At 64.4% G+C, this 26,169-nt stretch carries 20 protein-coding genes and 1 pseudogene; 6 read left to right on the top strand and 15 right to left on the bottom strand.

Annotated features, from left to right (window positions below; all coding sequences use genetic code 11):
• Window positions 1-101: 101 nt before the first annotated feature.
• The 3 genes from FBY21_RS08525 to FBY21_RS08515 all read left to right on the top strand — a co-directional run bounded on the left by FBY21_RS08525 (window position 102) and on the right by FBY21_RS08515 (window position 7,131).
• Window positions 102-1,832, top strand: a complete 1,731-nt coding sequence (locus FBY21_RS08525; protein ID WP_142010305.1) for a putative bifunctional diguanylate cyclase/phosphodiesterase — start codon at window positions 102-104, stop codon at window positions 1,830-1,832.
• A 35-nt stretch (window positions 1,833-1,867) separates the two neighbouring features.
• Window positions 1,868-6,736 carry a PAS domain S-box protein gene (locus tag FBY21_RS08520; RefSeq protein ID WP_142010303.1) on the top strand — a complete coding sequence of 1,623 codons (4,869 nt, stop codon included), beginning with the start codon at window positions 1,868-1,870 and terminating at the stop codon, window positions 6,734-6,736.
• A gap of 101 nt (window positions 6,737-6,837) precedes the next feature.
• Window positions 6,838-7,131 carry a hypothetical protein gene (locus FBY21_RS08515; RefSeq protein WP_052807592.1) on the top strand — a complete coding sequence of 98 codons (294 nt, stop codon included), beginning with the start codon at window positions 6,838-6,840 and terminating at the stop codon, window positions 7,129-7,131.
• A gap of 118 nt (window positions 7,132-7,249) precedes the next feature.
• Here FBY21_RS08515 and FBY21_RS08510 read toward each other — a convergent pair whose 3' ends face one another.
• From FBY21_RS08510 to FBY21_RS08465, 10 genes are all read right to left on the bottom strand, one after another.
• Entirely contained in the window at window positions 7,250-8,845 is a 1,596-nt protein-coding gene (locus tag FBY21_RS08510) for an isocitrate lyase (RefSeq protein ID WP_044406275.1), read from the bottom strand.
• A 483-nt stretch (window positions 8,846-9,328) separates the two neighbouring features.
• Window positions 9,329-10,138 (bottom strand): secretin N-terminal domain-containing protein, encoded by an 810-nt coding sequence (locus tag FBY21_RS08505; protein ID WP_142010300.1) that lies wholly within the window; start codon window positions 10,136-10,138, stop codon window positions 9,329-9,331.
• The gene (locus FBY21_RS08500; RefSeq protein ID WP_142010298.1) at window positions 10,135-10,764 is read right to left on the bottom strand and encodes a histone acetyltransferase HPA2; all 630 of its coding nucleotides are present in this window, start codon (window positions 10,762-10,764) and stop codon (window positions 10,135-10,137) included. Before FBY21_RS08500 ends, FBY21_RS08505 begins: the two co-directional genes overlap by 4 nt.
• An 8-nt stretch (window positions 10,765-10,772) precedes the next feature.
• Window positions 10,773-11,198, bottom strand: coding sequence for a GNAT family N-acetyltransferase (locus FBY21_RS08495; RefSeq protein ID WP_044406283.1), 426 nt, complete (start codon window positions 11,196-11,198; stop codon window positions 10,773-10,775).
• Window positions 11,191-12,357 carry a cupin domain-containing protein gene (locus FBY21_RS08490; protein WP_044406286.1) on the bottom strand — a complete coding sequence of 389 codons (1,167 nt, stop codon included), beginning with the start codon at window positions 12,355-12,357 and terminating at the stop codon, window positions 11,191-11,193. The genes FBY21_RS08495 and FBY21_RS08490 overlap by 8 nt, the downstream gene beginning before the upstream one ends.
• Before the next feature lie 61 nt (window positions 12,358-12,418).
• Window positions 12,419-13,789 carry an adenylosuccinate lyase gene (gene purB / locus FBY21_RS08485; protein WP_044406289.1) on the bottom strand — a complete coding sequence of 457 codons (1,371 nt, stop codon included), beginning with the start codon at window positions 13,787-13,789 and terminating at the stop codon, window positions 12,419-12,421.
• 108 nt (window positions 13,790-13,897) lie between these two features.
• On the bottom strand, window positions 13,898-14,518 hold the full coding sequence (gene hflD / locus FBY21_RS08480; protein ID WP_044406292.1) for a high frequency lysogenization protein HflD: 621 nt from the start codon (window positions 14,516-14,518) through the stop codon (window positions 13,898-13,900).
• On the bottom strand, window positions 14,518-15,633 hold the full coding sequence (mnmA, locus tag FBY21_RS08475) for a tRNA 2-thiouridine(34) synthase MnmA (protein WP_142010296.1): 1,116 nt from the start codon (window positions 15,631-15,633) through the stop codon (window positions 14,518-14,520). Before mnmA ends, hflD begins: the two co-directional genes overlap by 1 nt.
• Before the next feature lie 61 nt (window positions 15,634-15,694).
• Entirely contained in the window at window positions 15,695-16,141 is a 447-nt protein-coding gene (locus FBY21_RS08470) for an NUDIX hydrolase (protein WP_044406298.1), read from the bottom strand.
• A gap of 95 nt (window positions 16,142-16,236) precedes the next feature.
• Window positions 16,237-18,465, bottom strand: a complete 2,229-nt coding sequence (locus FBY21_RS08465) for an NADP-dependent isocitrate dehydrogenase (RefSeq protein WP_107328420.1) — start codon at window positions 18,463-18,465, stop codon at window positions 16,237-16,239.
• A gap of 365 nt (window positions 18,466-18,830) precedes the next feature.
• Here FBY21_RS08465 and icd point away from each other — a divergent pair, with 365 nt between their 5' ends.
• Window positions 18,831-20,087: an NADP-dependent isocitrate dehydrogenase gene (icd, locus tag FBY21_RS08460; protein WP_044406307.1), complete on the top strand. Its 1,257-nt coding sequence runs from the start codon at window positions 18,831-18,833 to the stop codon at window positions 20,085-20,087.
• A 70-nt stretch (window positions 20,088-20,157) separates the two neighbouring features.
• On the opposite strand, the pseudogene cspD reads toward icd, so the two are convergent.
• Window positions 20,158-20,425 (bottom strand): annotated as a pseudogene (cspD, locus tag FBY21_RS08455) (cold shock domain-containing protein CspD); the annotation flags it as partial.
• Window positions 20,426-20,652: 227 nt separating this feature from the next.
• Here cspD and clpS point away from each other — a divergent pair.
• Window positions 20,653-21,015, top strand: coding sequence for an ATP-dependent Clp protease adapter ClpS (gene clpS, locus FBY21_RS08450; RefSeq protein ID WP_044406310.1), 363 nt, complete (start codon window positions 20,653-20,655; stop codon window positions 21,013-21,015).
• A gap of 28 nt (window positions 21,016-21,043) precedes the next feature.
• Complete coding sequence (clpA, locus tag FBY21_RS08445) at window positions 21,044-23,314, top strand: ATP-dependent Clp protease ATP-binding subunit ClpA (RefSeq protein ID WP_142010292.1); 2,271 nt, start codon at window positions 21,044-21,046, stop codon at window positions 23,312-23,314.
• Window positions 23,315-23,367: 53 nt separating this feature from the next.
• On the opposite strand, the gene infA is transcribed toward clpA, so the two are convergent.
• From infA to trxB, 4 genes are all read right to left on the bottom strand, one after another.
• Window positions 23,368-23,586 carry a translation initiation factor IF-1 gene (infA, locus tag FBY21_RS08440; RefSeq protein WP_002553999.1) on the bottom strand — a complete coding sequence of 73 codons (219 nt, stop codon included), beginning with the start codon at window positions 23,584-23,586 and terminating at the stop codon, window positions 23,368-23,370.
• Window positions 23,587-23,685: 99 nt separating this feature from the next.
• A complete protein-coding gene (locus FBY21_RS08435; RefSeq protein WP_044406323.1) occupies window positions 23,686-24,393 on the bottom strand; it encodes an arginyltransferase in 708 nt (235 codons plus the stop codon).
• Between the two features lie 53 nt (window positions 24,394-24,446).
• Window positions 24,447-25,130: a leucyl/phenylalanyl-tRNA--protein transferase gene (gene aat / locus FBY21_RS08430; protein ID WP_107328422.1), complete on the bottom strand. Its 684-nt coding sequence runs from the start codon at window positions 25,128-25,130 to the stop codon at window positions 24,447-24,449.
• 36 nt (window positions 25,131-25,166) lie between these two features.
• Complete coding sequence (gene trxB, locus FBY21_RS08425; protein WP_142010289.1) at window positions 25,167-26,120, bottom strand: thioredoxin-disulfide reductase; 954 nt, start codon at window positions 26,118-26,120, stop codon at window positions 25,167-25,169.
• Window positions 26,121-26,169 lie beyond the last annotated feature (49 nt).

Genomic DNA, 26,169 nt, shown 5'->3' with positions numbered 1-26,169 from the left:
TGCGGCGTTCCGTCTTCGCCCGACGACCGTCCGGCGGCCCAATGGCACCGTGCCATATTCGTCTAGTCTCTCTGTCAATCAGGGAAAGCGAGTAGCAGGGAATGCAGGATTCTTTCAGCTCCGAGCCGGTGATCCTGATCGTCGATGACCAGGCCAGCGACGTCCTCATCCTCAGCGAGGCGATCCGCGACCTGGCGTCCATTCATGTCGCCAACGGGGGAACGGGAACGCTGGATGTGGCGCGGGCCTGCCGCCCGGACGTGGTGCTGCTGGACATCCAGATGCCGCTGATGGACGGCTTCGAGATCTGCCGGGCGATCAAGTCGGACCCGAAGTTGCGCGGGGCCTCGGTGCTGTTCGTCACCGCCCACAGCGGGCCGGAGAACGAGTTGAAGGCGCTGGAGAGCGGTGCCCTGGGCTTCATCCGCAAGCCACTCAACCTGCCGCTGGTGCGCGCCCATGTGCGTGCCCACCTGGACCTGCGCGAGCAGGCCAAGCGGGTGGTCTGCTTCGATGCCCTGACCGGTCTGCCCAACCGCGCCCTGCTGCAGGACCGTGCGGCCCAGGCCATCCAGAAGGCCCGGCGCAGCGAGGGGCGGGTGGCGATGCTCATGCTGGACCTGGACAACTTCAAGTTCCTCAACGACACCATCGGCCATTCCATCGGGGACCAGGTGCTGCGCGAGGTGGCCCAGCGGCTGTCTGCAGCGGTGCGTTCGGTGGACACGGTGAGCCGCCAGGGCGGTGACGAGTTCGTGGTGCTGCTGCCGGACGTGCAGGGCTTCGATGCGGTGGGAGATTTTGCCGACCGGCTGCTGGGGATCATCGCCCAGCCGCTGCTGATCAACGGCAACCGCTATGACTTGTCGGGGAGCATCGGCATCAGCTTTTTCCCCGATGATTGCGACAATTTCGAGTCGCTTTACCGCTATGCGGACGCGGCGATGTATCAGGCCAAGCAGGAGGGCCGCAATCGCTTCCGCTTCTTCTCCGAGCAGATCGAGAACAGCACCCGGGCCCGCCACATGCTCGAACGGCATATGCGCCGGGCGCTGGAGCAGCGGGTGTTCGAGGTGTTCTACCAGGCCAAGGTGGACGTCACCGACGGCCGCCCCAGCGGCGTGGAGGCATTGGTTCGCTGGCGCACGTCCGACGGGCAACTGGTGTCGCCGGCGGACTTCATCCCCCTGGCGGAGGAGACGGGGCTGATCATCCCCATCGGCAAGTTCGTGATGCTGCAGGCCTGCAACGATGCCCAGCGGATGATCGCCATGGGCTGGCCGGTGTGCATGAGCGTGAACATCTCGGCGGTGCAGTTCCGCGAGGAGAGCTTCCTCGGCATGGTCACGGCCATCCTGGAGGAGTCGGGCCTGCCGCCGAACCACCTGGAACTGGAAATCACCGAAGGGGTGCTGGCCCACGACATCGACCGTACCCGTGCCACCCTGCTGGCGCTGAAGGAGATCGGCGTGCGCATCGCCATTGATGACTTCGGCACGGGTTACTCCAGCCTGGCCTACCTCAAGCGCCTGCCCATCGATGTGCTGAAGATCGACCAGAGCTTCGTCCGCGAGATGCTCACCGACCGCAGCGATGCGGCCATCATCGAGGCGGTCATCCGCCTGGCCCAGGCGCTGGACCTGGAACTGGTGGCCGAGGGCGTGGAGTGTCCGCGCCAGGCCCGGCGTCTTCAGGAGCTGGGGTGCCGGCTGATGCAGGGCTACCTGTTCTGCCGGCCGCTGCCCTACGAGGACGCCTGTGGCTTCCTCGCCGAGCACTGTGAGCACCCGCGCTGCTGGACCACTCTGGATGGCGAGGGGGAGGCCGAGTGAGAAACCGCGGGCAGGTGTCCGTTCCACTGGTTGCCATGCTCCTCACGGCTCTGGCCGGCTTGCTGGTGACTGGCCTGCTGGCGGGGTTGCTGGAGCGCGCCAACCAGGATCGTCTGCACGAGGCCCTGCATGACGTCACCGAGCGTGCCGCAGATGGCGTTGTGAAGCGCCTGGAGCTTTACCAGTACGGTTTGCGTGGGGCTCGGGGCAGCCTGCTGACCGCTGGGGAGTGGGGCATGACGCGGGAGATCTTCCAGCGCTATGCCCGCTCCCGCGATATCACCAAAGAGTTTCCGGGTGCGCGGGGCTTCGGGTTGATCCGCCGTGTGCCACAGGCCGAGCTGGCCGGTTTCCTGGTCAAGGCGCGGGCCGACGGGCCGGCGGATTTCGACATCCATGAACTGACGGACCACCCGGGCGAGCACTTCATCATCCAGTACATCGAGCCCCTGGCAGGCAACGAGCCCGCCATTGGCTTGGACATCGCCTCCGAGCGCAACCGCCGTGAAGCGGCCCTGTCGGCGATGCGCAGTGGTGAGGTGCGGCTGACGGCACCGATCACCCTGGTGCAGTCCCTGGGCAAGCCGCGCCAGTCGTTCCTGATCCTGATGCCGATCTACCGCAGCGGGGTGGTGCCGGCGACCGAGGCTGAGCGGGAGCGTCAGGCCATGGGCTGGAGCTATTCGCCGCTGATCACCGAGCAGGTGCTGCAGGGGCTGGAGGTGGTGGACGAGACGATGCGCCTGCGCCTGCGGGACATCACCGAGGATTCGGACGAGCCGCTGTTCTACGAGAGCGCGCCGGATTCGTCCGAGGCGCCTGAAGTCCACCAGGAGAAGGTCCTGCGGGATCTCTACGGCCGTCGCTGGGAGATCGAGCTGGCTGCGCTGCCGTCGTTTGTCGAGCGTCTGGCGCTGCCGCCTCCGGCGATGGTGTGGGTGGCGGGGACAGGGCTGAGCCTGCTGCTGGCGGCGTTGCTGGGGGCGAGCCTGATGAGCCGCCGACGCAAGCACCAGGTGCTGGCGGAGCAGGCGCGGCTGGCGGCCATCGTCGAGAACTCGGCCGATGGCATCGTCGGCCAGACCCTGGGTGGCGTGATCACCAGTTGGAACCAGGGGGCCGAGGCGATCCTCGGCTACAGCGCGGAGCAGGCCATCGGCCAGGACCTGGCCGCATTGGTGGTGCCGGAGCGCGGCCACGAGCAGGAAGAAACATTGCTGCGCCAGGCGCTGGCCGGGGAGCGCATCAGCCTCTACGAAACCCGTTACCGGCGCCAGGACGGCAGCCTGGTGCATGTGGCCCTGTCGATCGCGCCGATCCTGGATGGCCTGGGCCGGGTGGTGGGCATTTCGCGCACGGTGCGTGACATCACGGCGCAGAAGCAGGCAGAGGCGCGCATCCTCGAGCTCAATGCCAGCCTGGAGACCCAGGTGGCCGAGCGTACAGCCCAGCTGTTGCGCACCAATGTGCTGCTGGACGGCGTGCTGACCGCGGCCACCGAGGTGTCGATCATCGCCACCGACCCGGACGGGCTGATCCGGGTGTTCAACCGCGGTGCCGAGCGCTTGCTGGGGTACTCGGCCGAGGAACTGGTGGGGCGCCAGACGCCGGCGCTGCTGCATGTGACCGAAGAGGTGGTGGCCCGTGGCCGGGAGCTTTCCGCCTATTACGACAAGCCGGTGCAGGGGTTCCGGGTGTTCGTCCAGGTGCCTGAGCTGGAAGGTTCCGAGGCACGTGAGTGGACCTATGTGCGCAAGGATGGCAGCCGCTTCCCGGTGACCCTGGTGGTGACCGCGATGCGCGATGAGCAGGGGCGCATCACCGGCTACCTGGGCATTTCCCTCGACATCACCGAGCGCAAGGCCACCGAGCGGCGCCTGGCGGAGAGCCTGGCGACCACCCGTGCTGTGCTGGATACGGCGGTGAACCCGGTGATCACCTTCGATGGCGAGGGGCGCATCCAGACCTTCAACCCGGCGGGTGGCGTGGTGTTCGGGGTATCGCCCGAGCATATGGTCGGGCGCTCCATCGAGGACCTGATCGAGCCCGTGTCCCTGGAGCGCTTCCACGAACTGCTCACGGGCTACGAGCAGCCGGTGGAGGGTCTGGGGCCCAGCGGGATGGAGCTGTGGGGGCGGCGCAGTGACGACAGCGCCTTTCCCATGCAGGTCACCCTGGCACCGATGCTGGTGGGTGGCGAGCAGCGCATGGTCTGCGTGGTGACCGACCTCAGCGAGCAGCATCGCCAGCGCAAGGAGCTGGTGGCCACCCGCGACCAGCTGCTGCTGGCCTCGGAGGTGGCGGGCCTGGGCATCTGGTCGTGGTTCCTGGAAGACAACCGGCTGCACTGGAACGACCGCATGTTCGAGCTGTATGGACAGCCGCGCAGCCTGCGGGAACAAGGCCTCACGTTCGACCATTGGCGCCAGCGTGTGCACCCGGACGACATGGACCGGGTGGTGGCGCAGTTGCAAGGGGCCATCGCCGGGACCGCCGTCTATGACCCGATCTTCCGCATCGTGCGGCCGGACGGGCAGGTACGTTACATCCAGGCGGCGGCTCAGATCGAACGGGACTCCCTGGGCCGGCCCACCCGGGTGACCGGGATCAACCTCGACATCACCGCCCAGCGGGAACTGGAGTCGCGCCTGCGGGATGCCCGCGACAAGGCGGATGCGGCCAGCGCGGCGAAGAGCTTCTTCCTCGCCAACATGAGCCATGAGATCCGCACGCCGATGAATGCGGTGCTGGGCATGCTGCACCTGGTGCAAGGCACCGGGCTGGACAACCGCCAGCTGGACTACGTGCTCAAGGCGCAGACAGCGGCGCGCTCGTTGCTGGGGCTGCTCAACGACATTCTCGATTACTCGAAGATCGAAGCCGGCAAGCTGCAGCTCGATCCGCACCCATTCGAGCTGGAGTCACTGATGCGCGACCTGGCAGTGGTGCTGGCGGGCAACCAGGGCGACAAGGATGTAGAGGTGATGTTCGACCTCGACGCCAACCTGCCGTTGCACCTGGTGGGGGACAGCTTCCGCCTGCAGCAGGTGCTGATCAACCTGGGTGGCAATGCCCTGAAATTCACCAGCCGTGGCCAGGTGGTGGTGGCCTTCCGGCAGTTGGCCTGTGATGACACTTCGGCGCTGCTGCAGGTATCGATCAGCGACACCGGTATCGGTATCAGCCCGGAGCAACTGGAACGTATCTTCGACGGCTTCACCCAGGCCGAGGCCTCCACCTCGCGGCGCTTCGGCGGCACCGGGTTGGGCCTGGTGATCTGCAAGCGCCTGGTGGAGCTGATGGGGGCCGAGCTGAAGGTGGAAAGCCGGCCGGGAGAAGGCAGCCGTTTCTGGTTCGATGTGCGGCTGGGCATCAGCGAGCCGGTCGCCGCCCTGCGCAGCGAGTGCCCGTGCGTGGATGCGCCGCTGCACCTGCTGGTGGTGGACGACAACCCGGTGGCGGGGGAGGTGCTGCTGCGCACGCTGCTGTCCCTGGGGTGGCGCAGTGAATACGTGATGTCGGGCGAGGCGGCTGTCTCGGCGGTGCAGCAGGCGGCGCGGCGGGGCGATCCGTTCGACCTGGTGCTGATGGACTGGCGCATGCCGGGGCTGGACGGGCTGGCCAGCAGCCGTGCCCTGGCGGCACTGGGGGCTGCAGCACCCCGGGTGGTGATGATCACCGCCCACGGCAGCGAGGTGCTGGCGGACCAGCAGCAGAAGGGACGGGCACCGTTTGCGGCGTTCCTCACCAAGCCGGTGACGCCCCAGCAGCTGGCCACTGCCGTGCAGCGGGCGATCTGGGGCGAGGAGGGGGCGGTGGGCCAGCCTGCCGCCGGTGTGGCGCGGGTTCGGCACCTCGCCGGGTTGTGCCTGCTGGTGGTGGAGGACAACGCGCTGAACCGCCAGGTGGCTTCGGAGCTGCTGATGGGCGAGGGCGCGGAAGTGATCCTGGCCGAGGGCGGCCTGGAGGGGGTGCAGACGGTGCTGGCGGAGCCGGAGCGTTTCGATGCGGTGCTGATGGACATCCAGATGCCGGACATCGATGGCCTGGAGGCGTCCCGGCGCATCCGCCTGGATGAACGGTGCCGCACCCTGCCGATCATCGCCATGACCGCCAATGCCTCGGAGCAGGACCGTCGCACCTGTCTGGAGGCGGGGATGAACGACCACGTCGGCAAGCCGGTGGACATCCAGCAACTGACCCGGGTGCTGCTGTTCTGGACCGGTGGGGCTACCCCGGCGCTGCCGGAGCCTCCGCCCCCCCGTGCCGAATCGGGTGCGCAGGTGTTGCTGGAGCCGCCGGCGTCGATCCTGTCGCGTTTTGCCGACAACCTGCCATTGCTGCAGACGGTGCTGGTCAGCTTCCGCGAGGAGACCGAGCGTCAGCTGGAGCAACTGCAGCAGGCCCGTGACGATGGCGACCTGCGCGGTGTGCTGGCGGCTTTGCATGGCATCAAGGGCAGTACCGGGACGATGGGGGCCAGGGCGCTTTCACACCTGGCCATGGAGCTGGAGAACCGGGGCCGTGGATTGACCCCGGATACGGCTGCTCCCTTCCTCGAAGACCCGAGCTGGCTGCTGCAGATGCGTGCGCTGCTGGTGGAGAGCAACCAGCAACTGCTGGAGCAGTTCCAGGTGGATGCGTCGACTGGCCAGGGGCAGGAGCCCTTGCCGGCGCTGGATGAGGACGCCTGGCGTGAGGCGCTGCAGCAGACGCTGGAGCTGCTGGCCAGCGGCTCGATCCAGGCGCTGGACCGCGCGCGGGAGCTTAAAGGGCGTGCTCCGGACAGCCTGCGGGAGGCGGCAGCTGCCTTTGCCGCGCGGGTGGAGCGTCTGGACTTCCAGGGCGCCCAGGCCTTGGCCCGTGACCTGCTGCCCAGTGATGCGGCGTCTTCGCCGGACTGAAGGGTATCGGGCCTGATACCGAATTCTTCCCGGCGCTGCGGAACTGGCGGGCGCCGGCTCGCTCAAATCGGCACTTCAACCACTGCCGAGGTGTGAGCAGCATGCGTCTTCCCTTCAAGCCCTTCCTGGCCCTTCTGATGGTTCTGCCGTTGACCGCCTGCCTGGACAAGCAGGTGGACCAGACGGCGTTGTGCACCTTCACCTCCGACGCCGATGCACGGCTGTGCAAGGAGGGCGAGCTGGCCTGGTTCAAGCCGGCCCGCTGGGGCAACGAGCAGTTGCCGTTGAGCGTGGCGGCGGCCTATTGCGACTTCAACCATCCGGTGATGCACAACAACGCGGGGGTGATCTGCGTGTTCACCGAGAAGCGCCTGCGGCTGGTCAACGGCCAGTAAGGCGGGAGCGGGCGAGGCGGGACTGGTCAGCAGGCGAAAATAAAAAAGGCCCCGGTATCGCTACCGGGGCCTTGAGGCATCCGGCTGGGCCCGAGGGCCCGCCGGTGAACAGCTCCTATTAGTGGAACTGGTTCATGGTGTTGTCTTTACCGCTTGCCTTCAGAGCCGCTTCGCCAGCGAAGTACTCCTTGTGGTTGTCGCCGATGTCGGAGCCAGCCATGTTCTGGTGCTTGACGCAGGCGATGCCTTGGCGCAGCTCCTGACGCTGAACACCCTTCACGTAGGCCAGCATGCCCTCGTCGGCGAAGTAGCCTTTGGCCAGGTTGTCGGTGGACAGGGCCGCAGTGTGGTAGGTCGGCAGGGTGATCAGGTGGTGGAAGATGCCGGCGTGGGCGGAACCGTCACGCTGGAAGGTACGGATCTTCTCGTCTGCAACCTGGGCCAGTTCGGTCTCGTCGTACTCGACGCTCATCAGCTTGGCGCGGTCGTAGGCGGAAACGTCCTTGCCTTCGGCGACGAACGCGTCGAACACCTGCTGGCGGAAGTTCAGGGTCCAGTTGAAGGACGGGCTGTTGTTGTAGACCAGCTTGGCGTTCGGGATGACCTGACGGATGCGGTCAACCATGCCTTTGATCTGGCCAACGTGCGGCTTCTCGGTTTCGATCCACAGCAGGTCGGCGCCGTTCTGCAGGCTGGTGATGCAGTCCAGTACGCAGCGGTCTTCGCCGGTGCCCTGACGGAACTGGAACAGGTTGGACGGCAGGCGCTTGGGACGCAGCAGCTTGCCTTCGCGGTTGATCACGACGTCGCCGTTCTTCAGTTCGGCAGCGGAGATCTCTTCGCAGTCCAGGAAGGAGTTGTACTGGTCGCCCAGGTCGCCCGGCTGCTTGGTCACGGCGATCTGCTTGGTCAGGCCGGCACCCAGGGAGTCGGTACGGGCAACGATCACGCCGTCGTCCACACCCAGCTCGAGGAACGCGTAGCGAACGGCGTTGATCTTGGCGAGGAAGTCTTCGTGGGGAACGGTCACTTTGCCGTCCTGGTGGCCGCACTGCTTCTCGTCGGAAACCTGGTTCTCGATCTGGATGCAGCAGGCACCGGCTTCGATCATCTTCTTGGCCAGCAGGTAGGTGGCTTCCGGGTTACCGAAGCCAGCGTCGATGTCGGCGATGATCGGGACGACGTGGGTTTCGTAGCCGTCGATCTGGGCCTGTACTTCGGCTTCCTTGGCCTTGTCACCGGCGGCGCGGGCAGCGTCCAGAGCGGTGAACAGCAGGTCCAGTTCGCGGGCGTCAGCCTGGCGCAGGAAGGTGTACAGCTCTTCGATCAGGCCGGCGACAGCGGTCTTCTCGTGCATGGACTGGTCGGGCAGCGGACCGAAGTCGGAACGCAGGGCAGCGACCATCCAGCCGGACAGGTAGAGGTAGCGCTTGTTGGTGGTCTTCAGGTGCTTCTTGATGGAGATCAGCTTCTGCTGACCGATGAAGCCGTGCCAGCAGCCCAGGGACTGGGTGTAGACGGAGGAGTCGGCATCGTACTCGGCCATGTCCTTGCGCATGATGGCCGCGGTGTACTTGGCGATGTCCAGACCGGTCTTGAAGCGGTTCTGCACACGCATGCGAGCTGCGTACTCGGGGTTGATCGCGCTCCAGCTGCTGCCGTACTTCTCTTTCAGCGCGGCAACGGCTTTGATCTCGTTCTGATATGCGGACATGGTCAATCCTTCAAATGTGTATGGTTGAGCACCAACTTCCCCGTGCAAGGACCTGGAAGGCCATGGCGGGTTGCTCACCGCAGTACGCTGAGAATGTGACCAGAGCGAGTGTGAACTCGGAGGGAGGGGTTGAGACGAACGGTGCAGGCGGCTTCGGTGATCGCTACCCGTGGCGCTTTCGGCTCGTGGATGCCTTGACGCACGAATAGGGGTGAAGTTTCGTCTGCCAGTTTCGCGGTGCTTCCCCGTCCCTCAGGACAACCTCGTTCCAGTCGCAACCTCGTCGCACTGCCTTTTGGGCTACACAACACGGGTCGGCTCGTTGGTCTGGAGCACGGCCCGGAGACCCGTTTCAGGGCCCCTGGTTAGCGGGAGCGGGGCCATCATGCGCCTCAAACAAGTGTTCGTCAAACGTTTTTGTAGTGTTTTTTTGTGACTACTACAAAAGTCGTGTGTGCGACTGGATGGTCAGTTGGAGGGGGCTCAGTCGAGGCTGTCGACCTTCAGGCGCAGGGTCATGTTTTCGCTGCCCTGGGTGGTCTGGCGGTGCAGGAAACCACTGCTGTCGCTCTGGCTGGATTCGTTGACGCCGCCGACGGTGATCCATTCGCCGAGCCGACCGCTGACGCGGGTGTCGGTGCTCTGGATGTCGATGGCGCCCGGCTGGGACTGGCTGAGGCGGTCGCGGTTGCTGCTGAGGCTGACGTGCACGGTCTGCCCGGTGACGCTGGCGGTGACGTAGAAGCCGCGGGTGACGTTGCGGTATTCGGTGTTGGTGTAGACCTGCCCATAGGGCCCGGTGCTGGCGCTGGTGATGGGCACGCTCTGGCCGACCTGGATGAGGGCGGGGTAGCCCTCGGTGGCCTGGACCTGCTGGACGCCGCCGCCCCGGCTGTCGGTGCTGCGGCGGATGATGCGCACCTGGTCGCGGCCGTTGACTTCGCCACGGCCGGCCTGGACGTCAACGCCGCCGACGCTGGCCGAGCCGTTGACGCTGTAGCCCTGGTCGTCCTGGTAGTTGCTGTCGCTGGTGTCCACCGAGATCAGCAGGCGGCGCGGGGCGGTATCGAGCTTGTCGAGCACGCCGCGCAGTTCCTGGATCTTCTGCGGGGAGGCATTGACGATCAGCTGGTTGCCGTAGGCGCTGACCCGGCCTTCGTTGCCGATCACCGACTGCACCACCGGCATCACGTCCTCGGCGGTGCGGTAGTTGAGCGGGATGACTTCGGTGGCGGCCTGCAGGGGCAGGCTCAGGGCCAGGCAGAGGGCGGCGAGCAGGGCGCGTGGCGTCATAGCAGGAAACTCCGCAGGTCGGGGTCGCTGACGCTCTGGTCCCAGGCCTGGTCGAACTGGACCTGGCGCAGGCGGCAGCGGCCGGGGTCGTTGTACAGGGCGTAGCCGGCGAAGCTGTCCAGCTCAGGGCGCATCAGCAGGCCACGGTCGTCCACCAGCAGGTAGGCGCACTCTTCGCTGGCGTGGTCCGGGTTGAGTCGGCGGATCTGGCTGTTGCTGGACAGGCGGCGCACGAGGTTGAGCAGGCGGTGGCCTTCCTTCACCGGGCGGATCACGTCGCGGATCAGGATGCGCAGGCGGTTGCGCGGGTTGGCCAGGAGGAAGCGGGTGCAGGCTGTCTGGATGCTGCTGTGGTGATAGAGCCAAGCTTCCAGGTCGGGCGTGTAGAGGTTGAGGCTGCGCTGGGCCTGTTGCAGGAGCGCCAGGGCGTGGGGGCGGGCTTCCTCGGGTTTGGCGAAGCGCTGCAGGGCGTCGTGCTGGCCGAGCACGAAGGGAGCGGGTTCCCAGGGGGCGGGTTCGCGCAGGTCCGGAACCGGGTTATGGACATCGAAACGTCCCGGTGAATGGAATTCGATGGCAGGCAGCTCGGCCTCTATCTCTTCGTTTTCCGGGACGTTCGATTCCATGGGGACCTCTATTGGCTGTCGCGCACCATATCCACGTGGGGGATGCCGGCTTCGATGAACTCTTCGCTGACCACACGGAAGCCATGGCGCTCGTAGAACGGCGTGGCGTGGACCTGGGCCGAGAGCATCTGCTGCTTGAGGCCGCGGCGCTCCGCTTCGGCGATCACCGCTTCGAGCAGGCGATCACCGACATGCAGGCCGCGCCAATCCTTGAGGACCGAAACGCGACCGATGTGGCCGTCGGGCAACAGGCGAGCGGTGCCGATGGCGTACTCGTGCTCGAGGGCGAGGAAGTGCACGGCGTCGGCGTCCTCGGCATCCCACTCCTGTTCAGGCGACACGGATTGCTCGGCGATGAAGACCGCCTCGCGGATGCGTCGCAAGTCAGCGTTGTCCTTCTGCCAGTCGGCGATTCGGACGTGAATCTCACTCATCGGCAAACTCCAGACTTCCTTGCTTGATCAGTTCCCACAGAAGCTTACGCCCGTCTTCGTCGGCCAGCCATCGGCCGAGGTTCTCGATGTGCAGTGCATCGCTGGAGCACACCAGGCGCAGCAGTTCGCGCAGGGAGGAGGGCAGCAGGCGGCTCTGGCCGCTGGCGAACAGCACGAGGCCGATGTCCACTTCCGACCAGGCCATGCGCGCGCTGGGGTTGCGGATGATCACGGCGCCGTCTTCGATGGCGCCGACGAAGGCTTCTTCATCGACTTCGATGCCGGTGACCAGTTCGGGGTAGCGCGGCTCGGTCATGAACTGGCCGAACCAGGTCAGCAGCAGGCGCTCGTCGCTCATGTGCTCGGCGATCAGGGCCTTGAGGCGGTCGAGGGCGTCCTGCTGGATCTGGTGCGGGTCTTCGACCGGCTGGATGTCGGCGTCGCTGTAGCGCTCCTCGTCCGGGATGAACTGGGCGAGGAAGTCGGTGAAGTGGGTGAGCACTTCGGCGGCGCTGGGGGCGCGGAAGCCGACGGAGTAGGTCATGCAGTCGTCTTCGGCGGTGCCGAAGTGGGCGAGGCGCGGCGGCAGGTAGAGCATGTCGCCGGGTTCCAGGACCCACTCATCGGTGCCCATGAATTCGGCGAGGATGCGCAGGTCGCCGTGGGGCAGCAGCGCGCTGTCGGCGTCGCACATCTGGCCGATGCGCCAGCGGCGGTGGCCGTGGCCCTGGAGCAGGAAGACGTCGTAGTTGTCGTAGTGCGGGCCGACACCGCCGCCCGGGGCGGCGTAGCTGATCATGACGTCGTCGATGCGCCAGTTGGGCAGGAAGCGGAAGTGCTCCAGCAGTTCGCCGACTTCCGGGACGAACTGGTCGACGGACTGCACCAGCAGGGTCCAGTCGCGCTCGGGCAGGTTCTGGTAGGTGTCCTCGGCGAAGGGACCGCGGCGCAGCTCCCAGGGGCGCTCGCCATGTTCGAGGATGATGCGCGACTCGACTTCCTCTTCCAGGGACAGGCCGGCCAGCTCATCGGGGGAGATGGGACTTTCGAAGCCTGGGATGGCCTGGCGGATCAGCAGCGGCTTCTTCTGCCAGTAGTCACGGAGGAATTCGCGGGCAGAGATGCCGCCGAGGATTTGCAGGGGAAGATCGGAAGTCATGGCAGTGAACCTGTGAAATAAAAACGCCCGGCACGGCCGGGCGTATGGAGGCGGTTGCCCGTCAGATGCGCTTGGCCTGGGCCACGGCGTTGCCGATGTAGGCAGCCGGGGTCAGTTTGCGCAGTTCGGCCTTGGCTTCGGCAGGGATGGCCAGGCCGTCGATGAAAGTCTGCAGGGCTTCGGGGCTGATGCCCTTGCCGCGGGTCAGTTCCTTCAGTTTCTCGTAGGGGTTCTCGACGCCGTAACGACGCATGACGGTCTGCACCGGCTCGGCGAGGACTTCCCAGCAGGCGTCCAGGTCTTCGGCGATGCGCTGGGCGTTCAGCTCCAGCTTGCCGATGCCCTTGAGGCTGGCTTCATAGGCGATGACGCTGTGGGCGAAGCCGACGCCGAGGTTGCGCAGCACGGTGGAGTCGGTCAGGTCGCGCTGCCAGCGGGAGATCGGCAGCTTGCTGGCCAGGTGCTGGAACAGGGCGTTGGCGATGCCGAGGTTGCCTTCGGAGTTCTCGAAGTCGATCGGGTTGACCTTGTGCGGCATGGTGGAGGAGCCGATCTCGCCGGCAACGGTCTTCTGCTTGAAGTAGCCGAGGGAGATGTAGCCCCAGACGTCGCGGTCGAAGTCGATGAGGATGGTGTTGAAGCGGGCAACGGCATCGAACAGTTCGGCGATGTAGTCGTGGGGCTCGATCTGGGTGGTGTAGGGGTTCCAGGTCAGGCCCAGGTCGCCTTCGATGAATTCGCGGGCGTTGGCTTCCCAGTCGATGTCCGGGTAGGCGGACAGGTGGGCGTTGTAGTTGCCGACGGCGCCGTTGATCTTGCCGAGCAGCGGGACGGCGGCCACCTGGGCGATCTGGCGCTCCAGGCGGTAGACGACGTTGGCCATTTCCTTGCCGAGGGTGGTGGGCGAGGCGGGCTGGCCGTGGGTACGGGACAGCATGGGGACGTCGGCGAAGCGCACGGCGAGATCGCGGATGGCGTCGGCCAGCTGGCGCATGAGCGGCAGGATTACCTGGTCGCGGCCTTCGCGCAGCATCAGGGCGTGGGACAGGTTGTTGATGTCCTCGCTGGTGCAGGCGAAGTGGATGAATTCGCTGACCTTGGCCAGTTCCGGCAGCGTGGCGGCCTGCTCCTTGAGCAGGTACTCCACGGCCTTCACGTCGTGGTTGGTGGTGCGTTCGATTTCCTTGATGCGCTCGGCATGCTCGAGCTGGAAGTCTTCGGCGAGCTTGTCCAGCAGGGCGTTGGCTTCGGCGGAGAAGGGCGCCACTTCCGGAACGCCGGCGTGGGCGGCGAGGCGCTGCAGCCAGCGCACTTCGACCTGGACGCGGAAACGGATCAGGCCGTATTCACTGAAGATCGGACGCAGGGCGCTGGTTTTGCCGGCGTAGCGGCCATCGACGGGGGAAACCGCAGTGAGCGAAGAGAGCTGCATGGAGGGGGTCTCGGGCAGGTCGGTCAACGAAAAGGGCGCACATCATACATGAAAACCGACCCGGTCGCCGTGCCCGACCGGTCACCTTCCGGCGACCGGTCGCTGGGCTCACCCTCGCAGCAGGGGATAGAGCTCGGCGAGCAGCTTGCGACGGCTGAACAGCAGCTGCCAGCGGTGGCCGCCAAGCTGGCGCCAGAGGCGGGCTGAGCGGATGCCGGCGAGCAGCAGGGCGCGGATCCTGGCGGCGTTGGTGGATTGCTGCAGGTAGCGCATGTCGCCATGCACCTGGATGCGCTGGCGGAAGGTGCTGAGGGTGTCCTGGTAGAGCGAGGCGCAGGAGGCGACGACGTTGTCGTGGGCCGGGCCGAAGTGCTGGACCTGCTGTTGAATCTGGTCAAGGCGGCTGCCGATCTGGTCGAGCATGTCGTCGCGTTTGGCCAGCTGGCGTTCGAGGGTGAGCAGCGACAGGGCGTAGCGCAGGGGCTCGCGCTGGAGGCTGGCGGGCTCGCGTTCGAGTGCACTGACCAGGGCCTTGTAGCCGTCGCGCAGGTTGATGTCGTCGCCGCCGTACACGTCCAGGGTGCTCTTCGGGTCGCGCACCAGCAGGCTGCCGATCATGCAGGCGAGGGGGGCTTCGCTGATCTGCCCGGTCTTGGCGATGCGGTCGACCAGGGCGGCGGCTTCGAAGACGCCGCCGAGGGCGATGAGCTGTTCGTTCAGCGGGGCCATCAGGTGCGTTCCTCGCTGTACCAGGGCTCGGCGCTCTCGATCACACCGCCGCCGAGGCACACCTCGCCGTCGTAGAAGACCACGGACTGGCCGGGAGTGACGGCGCGCTGGGGCTCGGCGAAGACGGCGCGGTAGCCGTCGGCGGTCTTCTCCAGGGTGCAGGCCTGGTCGGCCTGGCGGTAGCGCACCTTGGCGGTGAGTTGGCGCGGGGCGTCCAGTTCGATGGGGTTCACCCAGAAGATCTCGGAGGCGAGCAGGGCGCGGGAGAACAGCCACGGGTGTTCGTTGCCCTGACCAACCACGAGGACGTTGCGGGCGACGTCCTTGGCGAGGACGTACCAGGGCTCGTCGCTGGCGTCCTTCATGCCGCCGATGCCCAGGCCCTGGCGCTGGCCGATGGTGTGGTACATGAGGCCGTGGTGGCGGCCGATGACGTCGCCGTCGGTGGTCTCGATGTCACCTGGCTGGGCGGGGAGGTACTGCTTGAGGAAGTCGCTGAAGCGGCGTTCACCGATGAAGCAGATGCCGGTGGAGTCCTTCTTCTTGGCGGTGGCCAGGCCGTGTTTCTCGGCGATGGCGCGGACTTCCGGCTTTTCCAGTTCGCCGACGGGGAACAGGGTGCGGGCGATTTCCTTGCCGCCGACGGCGTGAAGGAAGTAGCTCTGGTCCTTGTTCGGGTCCAGGCCCTTGAGCAGTTCGGTGCGGCCGTTGATATCGCGGCGGCGCACGTAGTGGCCGGTGGCGATGAGGTCAGCGCCGAGCATCAGGGCGTAGTCGAGGAAGGCTTTGAACTTGATCTCGCGGTTGCAGAGGATGTCCGGGTTCGGCGTGCGGCCGGCCTTGTATTCGGCGAGGAAGTGCTCGAACACGTTGTCCCAGTACTCGGCGGCGAAGTTGGCGGTGTGCAGCTTGATGCCGATGCGGTCGCACACGGCCTGGGCGTCGGCCAGGTCTTCCTTGGCGGTGCAGTACTCGGTGCCGTCGTCCTCGTCCCAGTTCTTCATGAACAGGCCTTCCACCTGGTAGCCCTGTTCCATCAGCAGGAGAGCGGAAACCGAGGAGTCTACGCCGCCGGACATGCCGACGATGACGCGGGTGTTGGCTTTATCGGACATAGGAATCTGTTGCTGCTGCAAAAAAGAACGGGATTCTACCAGTTGCGGCGAATGGGGGCGATCAGGCCGGGTCGCGGATCAGGGCCAGGGGAAAGCGCTCACCCGCCAGGTAGTCGTCGACGCAGCGCAGGACGAGGCGGCTACGCCAGCGGTCCTGCTGGGCTGCCAGCTCGTCACGGGTGAGCCAGCGCGGGCCGATGATGCCGTCGTCCAGTGCCAGGTCGGGGCGATGGCGCAGGGGGCGGGCGGCGAAGCAGACGCGCTGGTAGGTCACGCCATTGCTGGGGGCGGTGTACAGGTAGATGCCGGTGACGGCGGTGAGTTCAACCTCCCAGCCGGTCTCTTCGAGGGTTTCCCGCAGGGCGGCCTGGGGCAGCGTCTCGTCGGCTTCGAGGTGGCCGGCGGGCTGGTTCAGGACGGCCCGGCCGTCGGCTTCCTCCTCGACCAGGAGGAAGCGGCCCTGGTCTTCGACCACGGTGGCGACGGTGATGTGGGGTTGCCAGGTCATGGTGTGGCTCCTTCTGAGGGGGCGACATGTTCGCAGGGCTGCGCCGGAAAAAGAAACCCCGGGACATGCCCGGGGTTTCTGGTACTGCAGGTCGTTTAGGCGACCAGTCCGTCGATGACCGCGTTGAAGGTGGCGCTGGGGCGCATCACCTGGCTGGTCAGCTCGGGGTTGGAGCGGTAGTAGCCGCCGATTTCGGCAGGCTTGCCCTGTACGCCGTTGAGTTCGGCGACGATGGCGGCTTCCTGCTCGGTCAGGGCCTTGGCGACTGGGGCGAAGTGGGCCTTGAGTTCGGCGTCTTCGTCCTGGGCGGCCAGGGCCTGGGCCCAGTAGAGCGCCAGGTAGAAGTGGCTGCCGCGGTTGTCGATCTCGCCGACCTTGCGGGACGGGGATTTGTTGTTGTCCAGCAGTTTGCCGGTGGCTTCGTCGAGGGTCTTGCCCAGCAGCTTGGCCTTGGCGTTGCCGGTCTTGATGCCGGTCTCTTCGAGGGAGACGGCCAGGGCCAGGAACTCGCCGAGGGAATCCCAGCGCAGGTAGTTCTCTTCCACCAGTTGCTGCACGTGCTTGGGCGCGGAACCGCCGGCGCCGGTTTCGTACATGCCGCCGCCCGCCATCAGCGGGACGATGGAGAGCATCTTGGCCGAGGTGCCCAGTTCCATGATGGGGAACAGGTCGGTCAGGTAGTCACGCAGGACGTTGCCGGTCACCGAGATGGTGTCCAGGCCGCGGATCATGCGTTCCATGGAGACGCGGATGGCTTCGTTGTAGCCCATCATGCGGATGTCCAGGCCGGTCAGGTCGTGGTCCTTGAGGTACAGCTCGACCTTCTTCTGCAGTTCGCGGTCGTGGGCGCGTTCCGGGTCCAGCCAGAAGATGGCCGGGGTGTTGGACTGGCGGGCACGGGTGACGGCCAGCTTGACCCAGTCGCGGATCGGGGCGTCCTTGGTCTGGCAGGCGCGCCAGATGTCGCCGGCTTCCACTTCGTGCTGCATCAGGACGGTGCCGTCGGCAGCGACGACGCGCATGGTGCCGTCGGCGGTCATCTCGAAGGTCTTGTCGTGGGAGCCGTATTCCTCGGCCTTCTGCGCCATCAGGCCGACGTTCGGTACGCTGCCCATGGTGGTGGGGTCGAACGCGCCGTTGGTTTTGCAGAAGTTGATCATTTCCTGGTAGATGCGGGCGTAGGTGCTTTCCGGCATCACGGCCTTGGTGTCTTTCTGCTTGCCGTCCTTGCCCCACATCTGGCCGGAGTTGCGGATCATGGCCGGCATGGAGGCGTCGACGATCACGTCACTGGGGATGTGCAAGTTGGTGATGCCCTTGACGGAGTCGACCATCGCCATTTCGGGGCGGTGGCTGTAGACCTCGTGGATGTCGTGCAGGATCTCTTCCTGCTGGGAGGCGGGCAGGGCCTTGATCTTGTCGTAGACGCTGCTGATGCCGTTGTTCGGGTTGACACCCAGTTCCTTGAACAGGTCGCCGTACTTGTCGAAGACGTCCTTGTAGTAAACGCTGACGGCGTGGCCGAACACGATGGGGTGGGAGACCTTCATCATGGTGGCCTTGACGTGCAGGGACCACATGACGCCGGTTTCCTTGCAGTCCTGCAGGGTCTGTTCGAAGAAGGCGCGCAGCTTCTTGCAGCTCATGAACATGCTGTCGAGCACTTCGCCGTCCTGAAGGGCCAGCTTTTTCTTCAGCTCGACCTGGCCGTCCTTGCCGACGAATTCGATGCGAACGTCACCGGCCTTGGCCATGGTGATGGACTGCTCGCTGGAGAAGAAGTCGCCGCCACGCATGTAGTCGGCGTGGGAGCGGGAGGCCATGCTCCACTTGCCCATGGAGTGCGGGTGCTTGCGGGCGTAGGCCTTGACGGCTGCCGGGGCGCGGCGGTCGGAGTTGCCTTCGCGCAGGACCGGGTTCACGGCGCTGCCCAGCACCTTGGTGTAGCGCGCGCGGATTTCCTTCTCTTCTTCGCTCTGCGGATCTTCAGGGAAGTTGGGGACGTTGTAGCCCAGTGCCTGGAGTTCTGCGATGGCGCCCTTCAGCTGCGGTACCGATGCGGAGATGTTCGGCAGCTTGATGATGTTGGCGTCGGCAGCGGTCGCAAGGGTCGCCAGGTAGGCCAGGTCATCCTCGATGCGCTTGTCGGCAGGGAGGGTGTCGGCGAAGGTGGCGAGGATGCGTCCGGCGAGGGAGATGTCGCGGGTCTCCACGTCGATGCCGGCGGAGGCGGCGAATCCCTTGACGATGGGGAGGAGGGAGTAGGTGGCGAGCGCTGGGGCTTCGTCGGTGAAGGTGTAGGTAATCTTCGGACGGTTGGGCATTAACGTTTGACTCTCTTCTATGCTGGACGCGCACAGACTCTCGTAGCGCACCGGTAGATGCAGTCGCTCAAACGGATCCGATGTTGAGCAGTGCCGAGAATTGCCGCGGAGGGGTAATGGAGCGCCAGTAGAGCGTTGCTCGGCCCGATCATGATGGTGGTCTGGCCGCTTCAGGGTCAGTTGAGCCTGGTCCCAGACTGCTCGACCCAGGTGACCATGAGGTCACGACGCGCAGTGTACCATTCCTTTCGGTTGGCTGGCTCTGGCACGATGTTTCGACTAAGGAAGATATGGTCGATGACCGCCCGTTTGGAGTAGGCTCACGGGCCGCAAGAGCATTCTCAAACCACAATATGGAGCTCAGCATGGGATACCAAAAGATCCAGGTTCCGGCAGTCGGTGACAAAATCACCGTTAACGCGGATATGTCCCTGAACGTACCGAATACCCCCATCATTCCCTTCATCGAGGGCGATGGTATTGGTGTCGACATCAGCCCTGTAATGATCAAGGTCGTGGACGCTGCCGTGTCCAAGGCTTATGGCGGTGAGCGCAAGATCGCCTGGATGGAGGTCTATGCCGGCGAGAAGGCCACCCAGGTCTACGATCAGGACACCTGGCTGCCCAAGGAAACCCTGGAGGCTGTGCGCGACTACGTCGTATCCATCAAGGGCCCGCTGACCACGCCGGTGGGTGGTGGCATCCGCTCCCTCAACGTGGCCCTGCGTCAGGAGCTGGATCTTTACGTTTGCCTGCGCCCCGTGCGCTGGTTCGAAGGCGTGCCGAGCCCGGTCAAGAAGCCCGGCGACGTGGACATGGTGATCTTCCGCGAGAACTCCGAGGACATCTATGCGGGTGTCGAGTGGAAGGCGGGTAGCCCCGAGGCCGAGAAGGTCATCAAGTTCCTCACCGAGGAAATGGGTGTTAAGAAGATCCGCTTCACCGAGAACTGCGGTATCGGTATCAAGCCCGTTTCCGAGGAAGGTACCAAGCGCCTGGTTCGCAAGGCCCTGCAGTACGCGGTGGACAATGATCGCAGCTCCGTGACCCTCGTGCACAAGGGCAACATCATGAAGTTCACCGAAGGTGCCTTCAAAGAGTGGGGCTACGAGATTGCACGCCAGGAGTTCGGTGCCGAACTGCTGGATGGCGGGCCGTGGATGCAGTTCAAGAATCCGCGCACTGGCAAGAACATCGTGGTGAAGGACGTCATCGCCGACGCCATGCTGCAGCAGATCCTGCTGCGCCCGGCCGAGTACGACGTGATCGCGACCCTCAACCTCAACGGCGACTACCTGTCCGATGCCCTGGCGGCTGAGGTAGGGGGTATCGGTATCGCTCCGGGCGCCAACCTGTCCGACTCGGTGGCGATGTTCGAGGCGACCCACGGCACTGCGCCTAAATACGCAGGCCTGGACAAGGTGAACCCGGGGTCGGTGATTCTTTCCGCCGAAATGATGCTCCGCCACATGGGTTGGGGCGAGGCTGCGGACCTGATCATCAAGGGCGTGAACGGTGCCATTGCGGCGAAGACCGTCACCTACGATTTCGAGCGTCTGATGGACGGTGCCAAGCTGCAGTCCTGCTCCGAGTTCGGCGACGCCATCATCACGCACATGTGATCGATAGACGTGCAACAAAAAAAGGCCGGTCAACTTGACCGGCCTTTTCGTTTCCCCAGCTTTCAGGGTCAGGCTTCGACGGCGCTACCTTTGGCAGAGGCAACTGCAGTGGTGCCATGGGTATCGCTGGCCGCCGTGACAGGGCTGATGTTCACGGCATGCAGGCCCTTGGGGCCCTGGATAATGTCGAAGCTTACCGGCTGGCCAGCCTTGAGGGTCTTGTAGCCCTCCATCTGGATCGCCGAGTAATGGGCGAACAGGTCCTCATCTCGGCCTTCAGCGAGGATAAATCCATACCCCTTGGCGTTGTTGAACCACTTGACCTTACCGCTAACCATGCTGATATCCCTCTGCAAAGGACTCCATCACTGGAGTATCATCCACTACGACCCCGCGCCAGGCCCGACCGGGCGGACGAAGGTGCGGAACCCTTGATACCCGTAGGTGGGTATCCCTTGTTTGTAACACCCTTTTGCCTTTAGTCAAGGCGATGCGGCGACCGGCTGAGAAGCGGGTCAAACTCCATGGGGCGTTCCTTTCCATCGGCCAAGAAGCTTTTTCCAGCATGCATGCAAGCAGCCAGATTCGACTAACATTCAATCAGGATCACCCCGAGCACATCGGCGGTGATGATGCCGGCCTGGTGCTTCAGGAAGCCAAGCCGGCCCTGAAGGCACCATCCATGTACAAGGTGGTGATGTTCAATGATGACTACACGCCGATGGATTTCGTGGTCGAGGTGCTGGAAACCATCTTCAACCTGGATCGCGAAGTGGCGACGCGGGTCATGCTGACCGTCCATACCGAAGGGCGGGCCGTATGTGGTGTGTATACGCGCGATATTGCTGAAACCAAGGCTATGCAGGTGAATCAATACGCGAGAGAGAGCCAGCATCCGCTGCTCTGTGAGATCGAGAAGGACGGTTAATCCGGCCACTTGGGTATGAGGTGAAGCTATGTTGAACCGCGAGCTCGAAGTCACCCTCAATCTTGCCTTCAAGGAAGCACGCGCAAAACGTCATGAGTTCATGACGGTCGAGCACTTGCTGCTGGCCCTGTTGGACAATGATGCTGCTTCCGCCGTCCTCCGCGCCTGTGGCGCCAACCTGGATAAGCTCCGGCGTGATCTTCAGGAGTTCATCGACTCCACCACGCCGCTGATCCCTCAGCACGACGAGGATCGTGAAACCCAGCCGACGCTAGGCTTCCAGCGCGTCCTGCAGCGTGCAGTCTTCCACGTTCAGAGCTCCGGCAAGCGTGAAGTCACCGGGGCCAACGTTTTGGTGGCCATCTTCAGCGAGCAGGAGAGCCAGGCCGTCTTCCTGCTCAAGCAGCAGAGTGTCGCCCGTATCGATGTGGTCAACTACATCGCTCATGGAATCTCCAAGGTTCCGGGGCATGGCGAGCAGCACGAGAGCGAGCAGGAAATGCAGGATGAGGAGGGCGGCGAGTCTTCTTCGGCAGGCCATCCGCTCGATGCCTATGCCAGCAACCTGAACGAGCTTGCCCGACAAGGGCGCATCGATCCGCTTGTGGGACGCGAGAATGAGGTTGAGCGCGTAGCGCAGATCCTGGCGCGTCGTCGCAAGAATAATCCGTTGCTGGTCGGTGAGGCTGGTGTCGGCAAGACTGCCATCGCCGAGGGGCTGGCCAAGCGCATCGTGGACAACCAGGTGCCGGAGTTGCTGGCCGACAGTGTCGTCTACTCCCTGGATCTCGGTGCGTTGTTGGCCGGGACGAAATACCGTGGCGACTTCGAGAAGCGTTTCAAGGCTCTGCTGAACGAGTTGCGCAAGCGCCCCCATGCGATCCTGTTCATCGATGAGATTCACACCATCATCGGTGCGGGTGCGGCATCCGGAGGGGTGATGGATGCCTCCAACCTTCTCAAGCCGCTCCTGTCCTCGGGTGAAATCCGTTGCATCGGCTCGACGACCTTCCAGGAGTTCCGCGGCATTTTCGAGAAGGATCGGGCATTGGCGCGGCGCTTCCAGAAAGTGGATGTGGTCGAGCCTTCCGTCGAGGACACCATCGGCATCCTGAAAGGGCTCAAGCCGCGCTTCGAGCAGCACCACCACATCGAGTACAGCGATGAAGCGCTGCGTGCTGCGGCGGAGCTGGCGGCTCGCTACATCAACGATCGCCACATGCCTGACAAGGCCATCGATGTGATCGATGAGGCCGGCGCCTATCAGCGCCTGCAGCCGGAAGAGAAGCGCGTGGCTCGGATCGAGGTGGCTCAGGTGGAAGATATCGTCGCAAAGATCGCGCGCATTCCGCCCAAGCACGTCACCAGTTCCGACAAGGAGCTGCTGCGCAATCTCGAACGTGACCTCAAGCTCACCGTCTTCGGTCAGGATGCTGCCATCGATTCGCTGTCGACGGCCATCAAGCTCTCCCGTGCCGGTCTGAAGTCCCCGGACAAGCCGGTCGGTTCCTTCCTGTTCGCCGGCCCTACCGGCGTGGGCAAGACCGAGGTTGCACGCCAGCTGGCGAAAGCGCTGGGGATCGAGCTCGTGCGCTTCGACATGTCCGAGTACATGGAGCGGCACACCGTCTCGCGTCTCATTGGTGCGCCTCCCGGCTACGTCGGGTTCGACCAGGGTGGATTGCTGACCGAGGCCATCACCAAGATGCCGCATTGCGTGCTCTTGCTGGATGAGATCGAGAAGGCGCATCCCGAGGTCTTCAACCTGCTGCTGCAGGTCATGGACCACGGCACCCTCACCGACAACAACGGGCGCAAGGCTGACTTCCGCAACGTGATCGTGATCATGACCACGAACGCCGGCGCCGAGACTGCTGCGCGAGCGTCCATTGGCTTCACCCAGCAGGACCACTCGTCCGATGCGATGGAAGTGATCAAGAAGAGCTTCACGCCCGAGTTCCGCAATCGCCTGGACACCATCATCCAGTTTGGTCGTCTGTCGATGGAGACCATCAAGAACGTGGTCGACAAGTTCCTCACCGAATTGCAGGCCCAGTTGGAGGACAAGCGTGTCCAGCTGGTTGTCAGTGACGAGGCGCGGGAATGGCTCGGTGAGCGCGGATACGACGTACAGATGGGGGCTCGCCCCATGGCTCGCCTGATCCAGGATAAGATCAAGCGCCCGTTGGCGGAGGAGATCCTGTTCGGTGAGCTGGCCGATCACGGCGGCGTGGTGCACGTCGATGTGAAGGGGGGTGAGCTGGCTTTCGAGTTCGAGACGACGGCCGAGATGGCCTGATAGTCAGGCAAACGAAAAAGCCCGGCGATTGCCGGGCTTTTTTCTGGATCCGATCAGCGGGCGCGGTAGGTGATGCGGCCTTTGCTCAGATCATAGGGAGTCAGCTCGACGCGAACTTTGTCACCGGTCAGGATGCGGATGTAGTTCTTGCGCATCTTGCCGGAAATGTGCGCGGTGACGACGTGCCCGTTTTCCAACTCCACGCGGAACATGGTGTTGGGTAGGGTGTCGACGACAGTGCCTTCCATTTCGAAGCTGTCTTCTTTCGACATGCAGTAGAGCCCTCGGTATCAAAGAATGGCCGGGTGCAATCGGCGCCTGGCAAAAACGGCGTGCATTGTGCCCGAAAATGCCACCGCTCGCCAAGGGCTTCAGGTCAGAGTGACCCAGCGCTGGTTCACGAAGAGCTCGATTGGACGGTACTGGGTCTTGTAATTCATCTTGCGGCAGTTCTTGATCCAGTACCCGAGGTAGACGGCTTCAAGGCCCAGGCGCAGGGTTTCGCCGATCTGCCAGAGAATCGCGAAGCGGCCCAGGCTGCGCCGTTCTTCCGAAGGGTCGTAGAAGGTGTAGACGGCGGAAAGACCGTTCGGCAGGACGTCGGTAACGGCTACTGCGACCAGGCGTCCTTGCAGGCGGAACTCGAAGAAGCGGCAGAACGAAAGATCGCGGACCAGGAAGGTCGAGAACTGGTCGCGGCTCGGAGGGTACATGTCGCCGTCGGCATGGCGTTCCTCGATGTAGCGCACGTAGAGCGCGTAGTACTCCTCGGTGAAGGAGGGTTTCACTCCGCGTACTTCGATGTCCGCGTTCCGCTTGAGGATGCGGCGCTGCTGGCGGTCGGGGCTGAACGGTGCGGCGGGGATTCGGGCAGGAACGCAGGCGGTGCAGCGTTGGCAGTGGGGGCGGTACAGGTGGTCTCCGCTGCGGCGGAAACCCATTTCCGAGAGCTCGGCATAGACGTCCACGTCCATGGGCTGGCTGGGGTCGAGGAACAGCGTAGTGGCCTGTTCCCCGGGCAGATAGCTGCATGGGTGTGGCTGAGTGGCATAGAACTTCAAGCGGGCCAGCTCGGTCATGGCGGAACCTCGGAAAAGCCTTCCGCAAGTGTATGTCAGGGTTGGCGACTCGCCTAGGCGACGGTCCAGTCGGCGGTGTTCGGCTGGTCCAGATACAGCTGGAGGTAGCGGGCGTACTCGCTGCGGGGGATGGCGTAGGCGCCCAGGCTCTGGAGGTGCGAGGTGGGCATCTGGCAGTCGATCAATACGAATCCCCACTTGACGAGGTGGGTGGCCAGCGTGGCGAAGCCGACCTTCGAAGCGTTGTCTGCCCGGCTGAACATGGATTCGCCAAAGAACAGCTTGCCGATAGCCAGGCCATAGAGGCCGCCCACCAGTTCGCCGTTCAGCCTGACTTCCACCGAGTGGGCGAAGCCCCTCTGGTGCAGCTCGATATAGGCCTGTTGCATGGCGTCGGTGATCCAGGTTCCGTCTGCATAGCTGCGAGGGCCTGCGCAACCCTGGATCACGGCTGCGAAGTCCGTGTCGAAGCTCACCTCGAACCTGCCCTGGCGAAGGATTTTCGCCAGGCTGCGTGATACGTGGACTTCGTGGGGGGATAGGACGGTGCGTGGGTCGGGTGACCACCAGAGTGGCGGCTGCCCCTCCTGGAACCAGGGGAAGCAACCGTGGCGATAGGCGGCGAGGAGGCGCTCCGCGCTCAGGTCGCCGCCTGCGGCGAGCAAGCCGTTGGGCTCACGCAGTGCGCGCTCCAGGGGAGGGAAGTCGTAGGTTTCGCGATTCAGCCAGGTCAGCATGGAAGGGGAGGGCGGCATGGCCGCCCGACCTCATCGTCAGTGGCTGTCGTCGAGGAATTTTTCGGCGTCCAGGGCCGCCATGCAGCCTGCGCCTGCCGAGGTGATTGCCTGGCGATAGACGTGGTCAGCTACGTCGCCGGCGGCAAAGACGCCCTCGATGCTGGTCGCCGTGGCATTGCCCTCTGAGCCACCACGGATCACCAGGTAGCCGTCGCGCATTTCCAGTTGGCCCTGGAAAAGGTCGGTATTCGGTTTGTGGCCGATGGCGATGAACACGCCTGCCAGCTGCAGCTCCTGGGTGGAACCGTCCTCGGTGCTCTTCAGGCGTACGCCGGTGACGCCGGTTTTGTCGCCCAGCACTTCGTCCATGGTCTGGTTCCAGTGCAGGCGGACGTTGCCATTGGCTGCCTTCTCGAAGAGCTTGTCCTGCAGGATCTTCTCCGAGCGCAGCTTGTCGCGGCGGTGGATCAGGTGCACTTCCTTGGCGATGTTGGACAGATAGAGCGCCTCTTCGACGGCGGTGTTGCCGCCGCCCACCACGCAGACAACCTGGTTGCGATAGAAGAAGCCGTCGCAGGTGGCGCAGGCCGAAACGCCCTTGCCGGCGAATGCCTCCTCGGACGGAAGGCCAAGGTACTGGGCGGAGGCGCCCGTGGCGATGATCAGCGCGTCACAGCTGTAGGTGCCGCTGTCGCCCTTGAGGATGAAGGGGCGTTGCTGCAACTCGGCGGTGTGGATGTGGTCGTAGAGGATCTCGGTGTCGAAGCGCTCGGCATGCTTCTGCATGCGCTCCATCAGCGCCGGGCCGGTCAGCCCCTCGACATCGCCGGGCCAGTTGTCCACCTCAGTGGTGGTGGTCAGTTGCCCGCCAGGCTGGATGCCGGTGATGACGGTGGGCTTGAGGTTGGCGCGTGCAGCATACACGGCAGCGGTATAACCGGCTGGGCCGGAGCCCAGGATAATCAGGCGTGAATGCTTGACGTCGCTCATAAAAAGGCCTCATAAGTCTTTGTCACAAAAGAGAATGCGTGCTCCAATT

The sequence above is a fragment of the Pseudomonas sp. SLBN-26 genome (assembly GCF_006715895.1).
Lineage (GTDB): Bacteria > Pseudomonadota > Gammaproteobacteria > Pseudomonadales > Pseudomonadaceae > Metapseudomonas > Metapseudomonas otitidis.
This window is presented reverse-complemented; position numbering and strand designations above follow the sequence as displayed.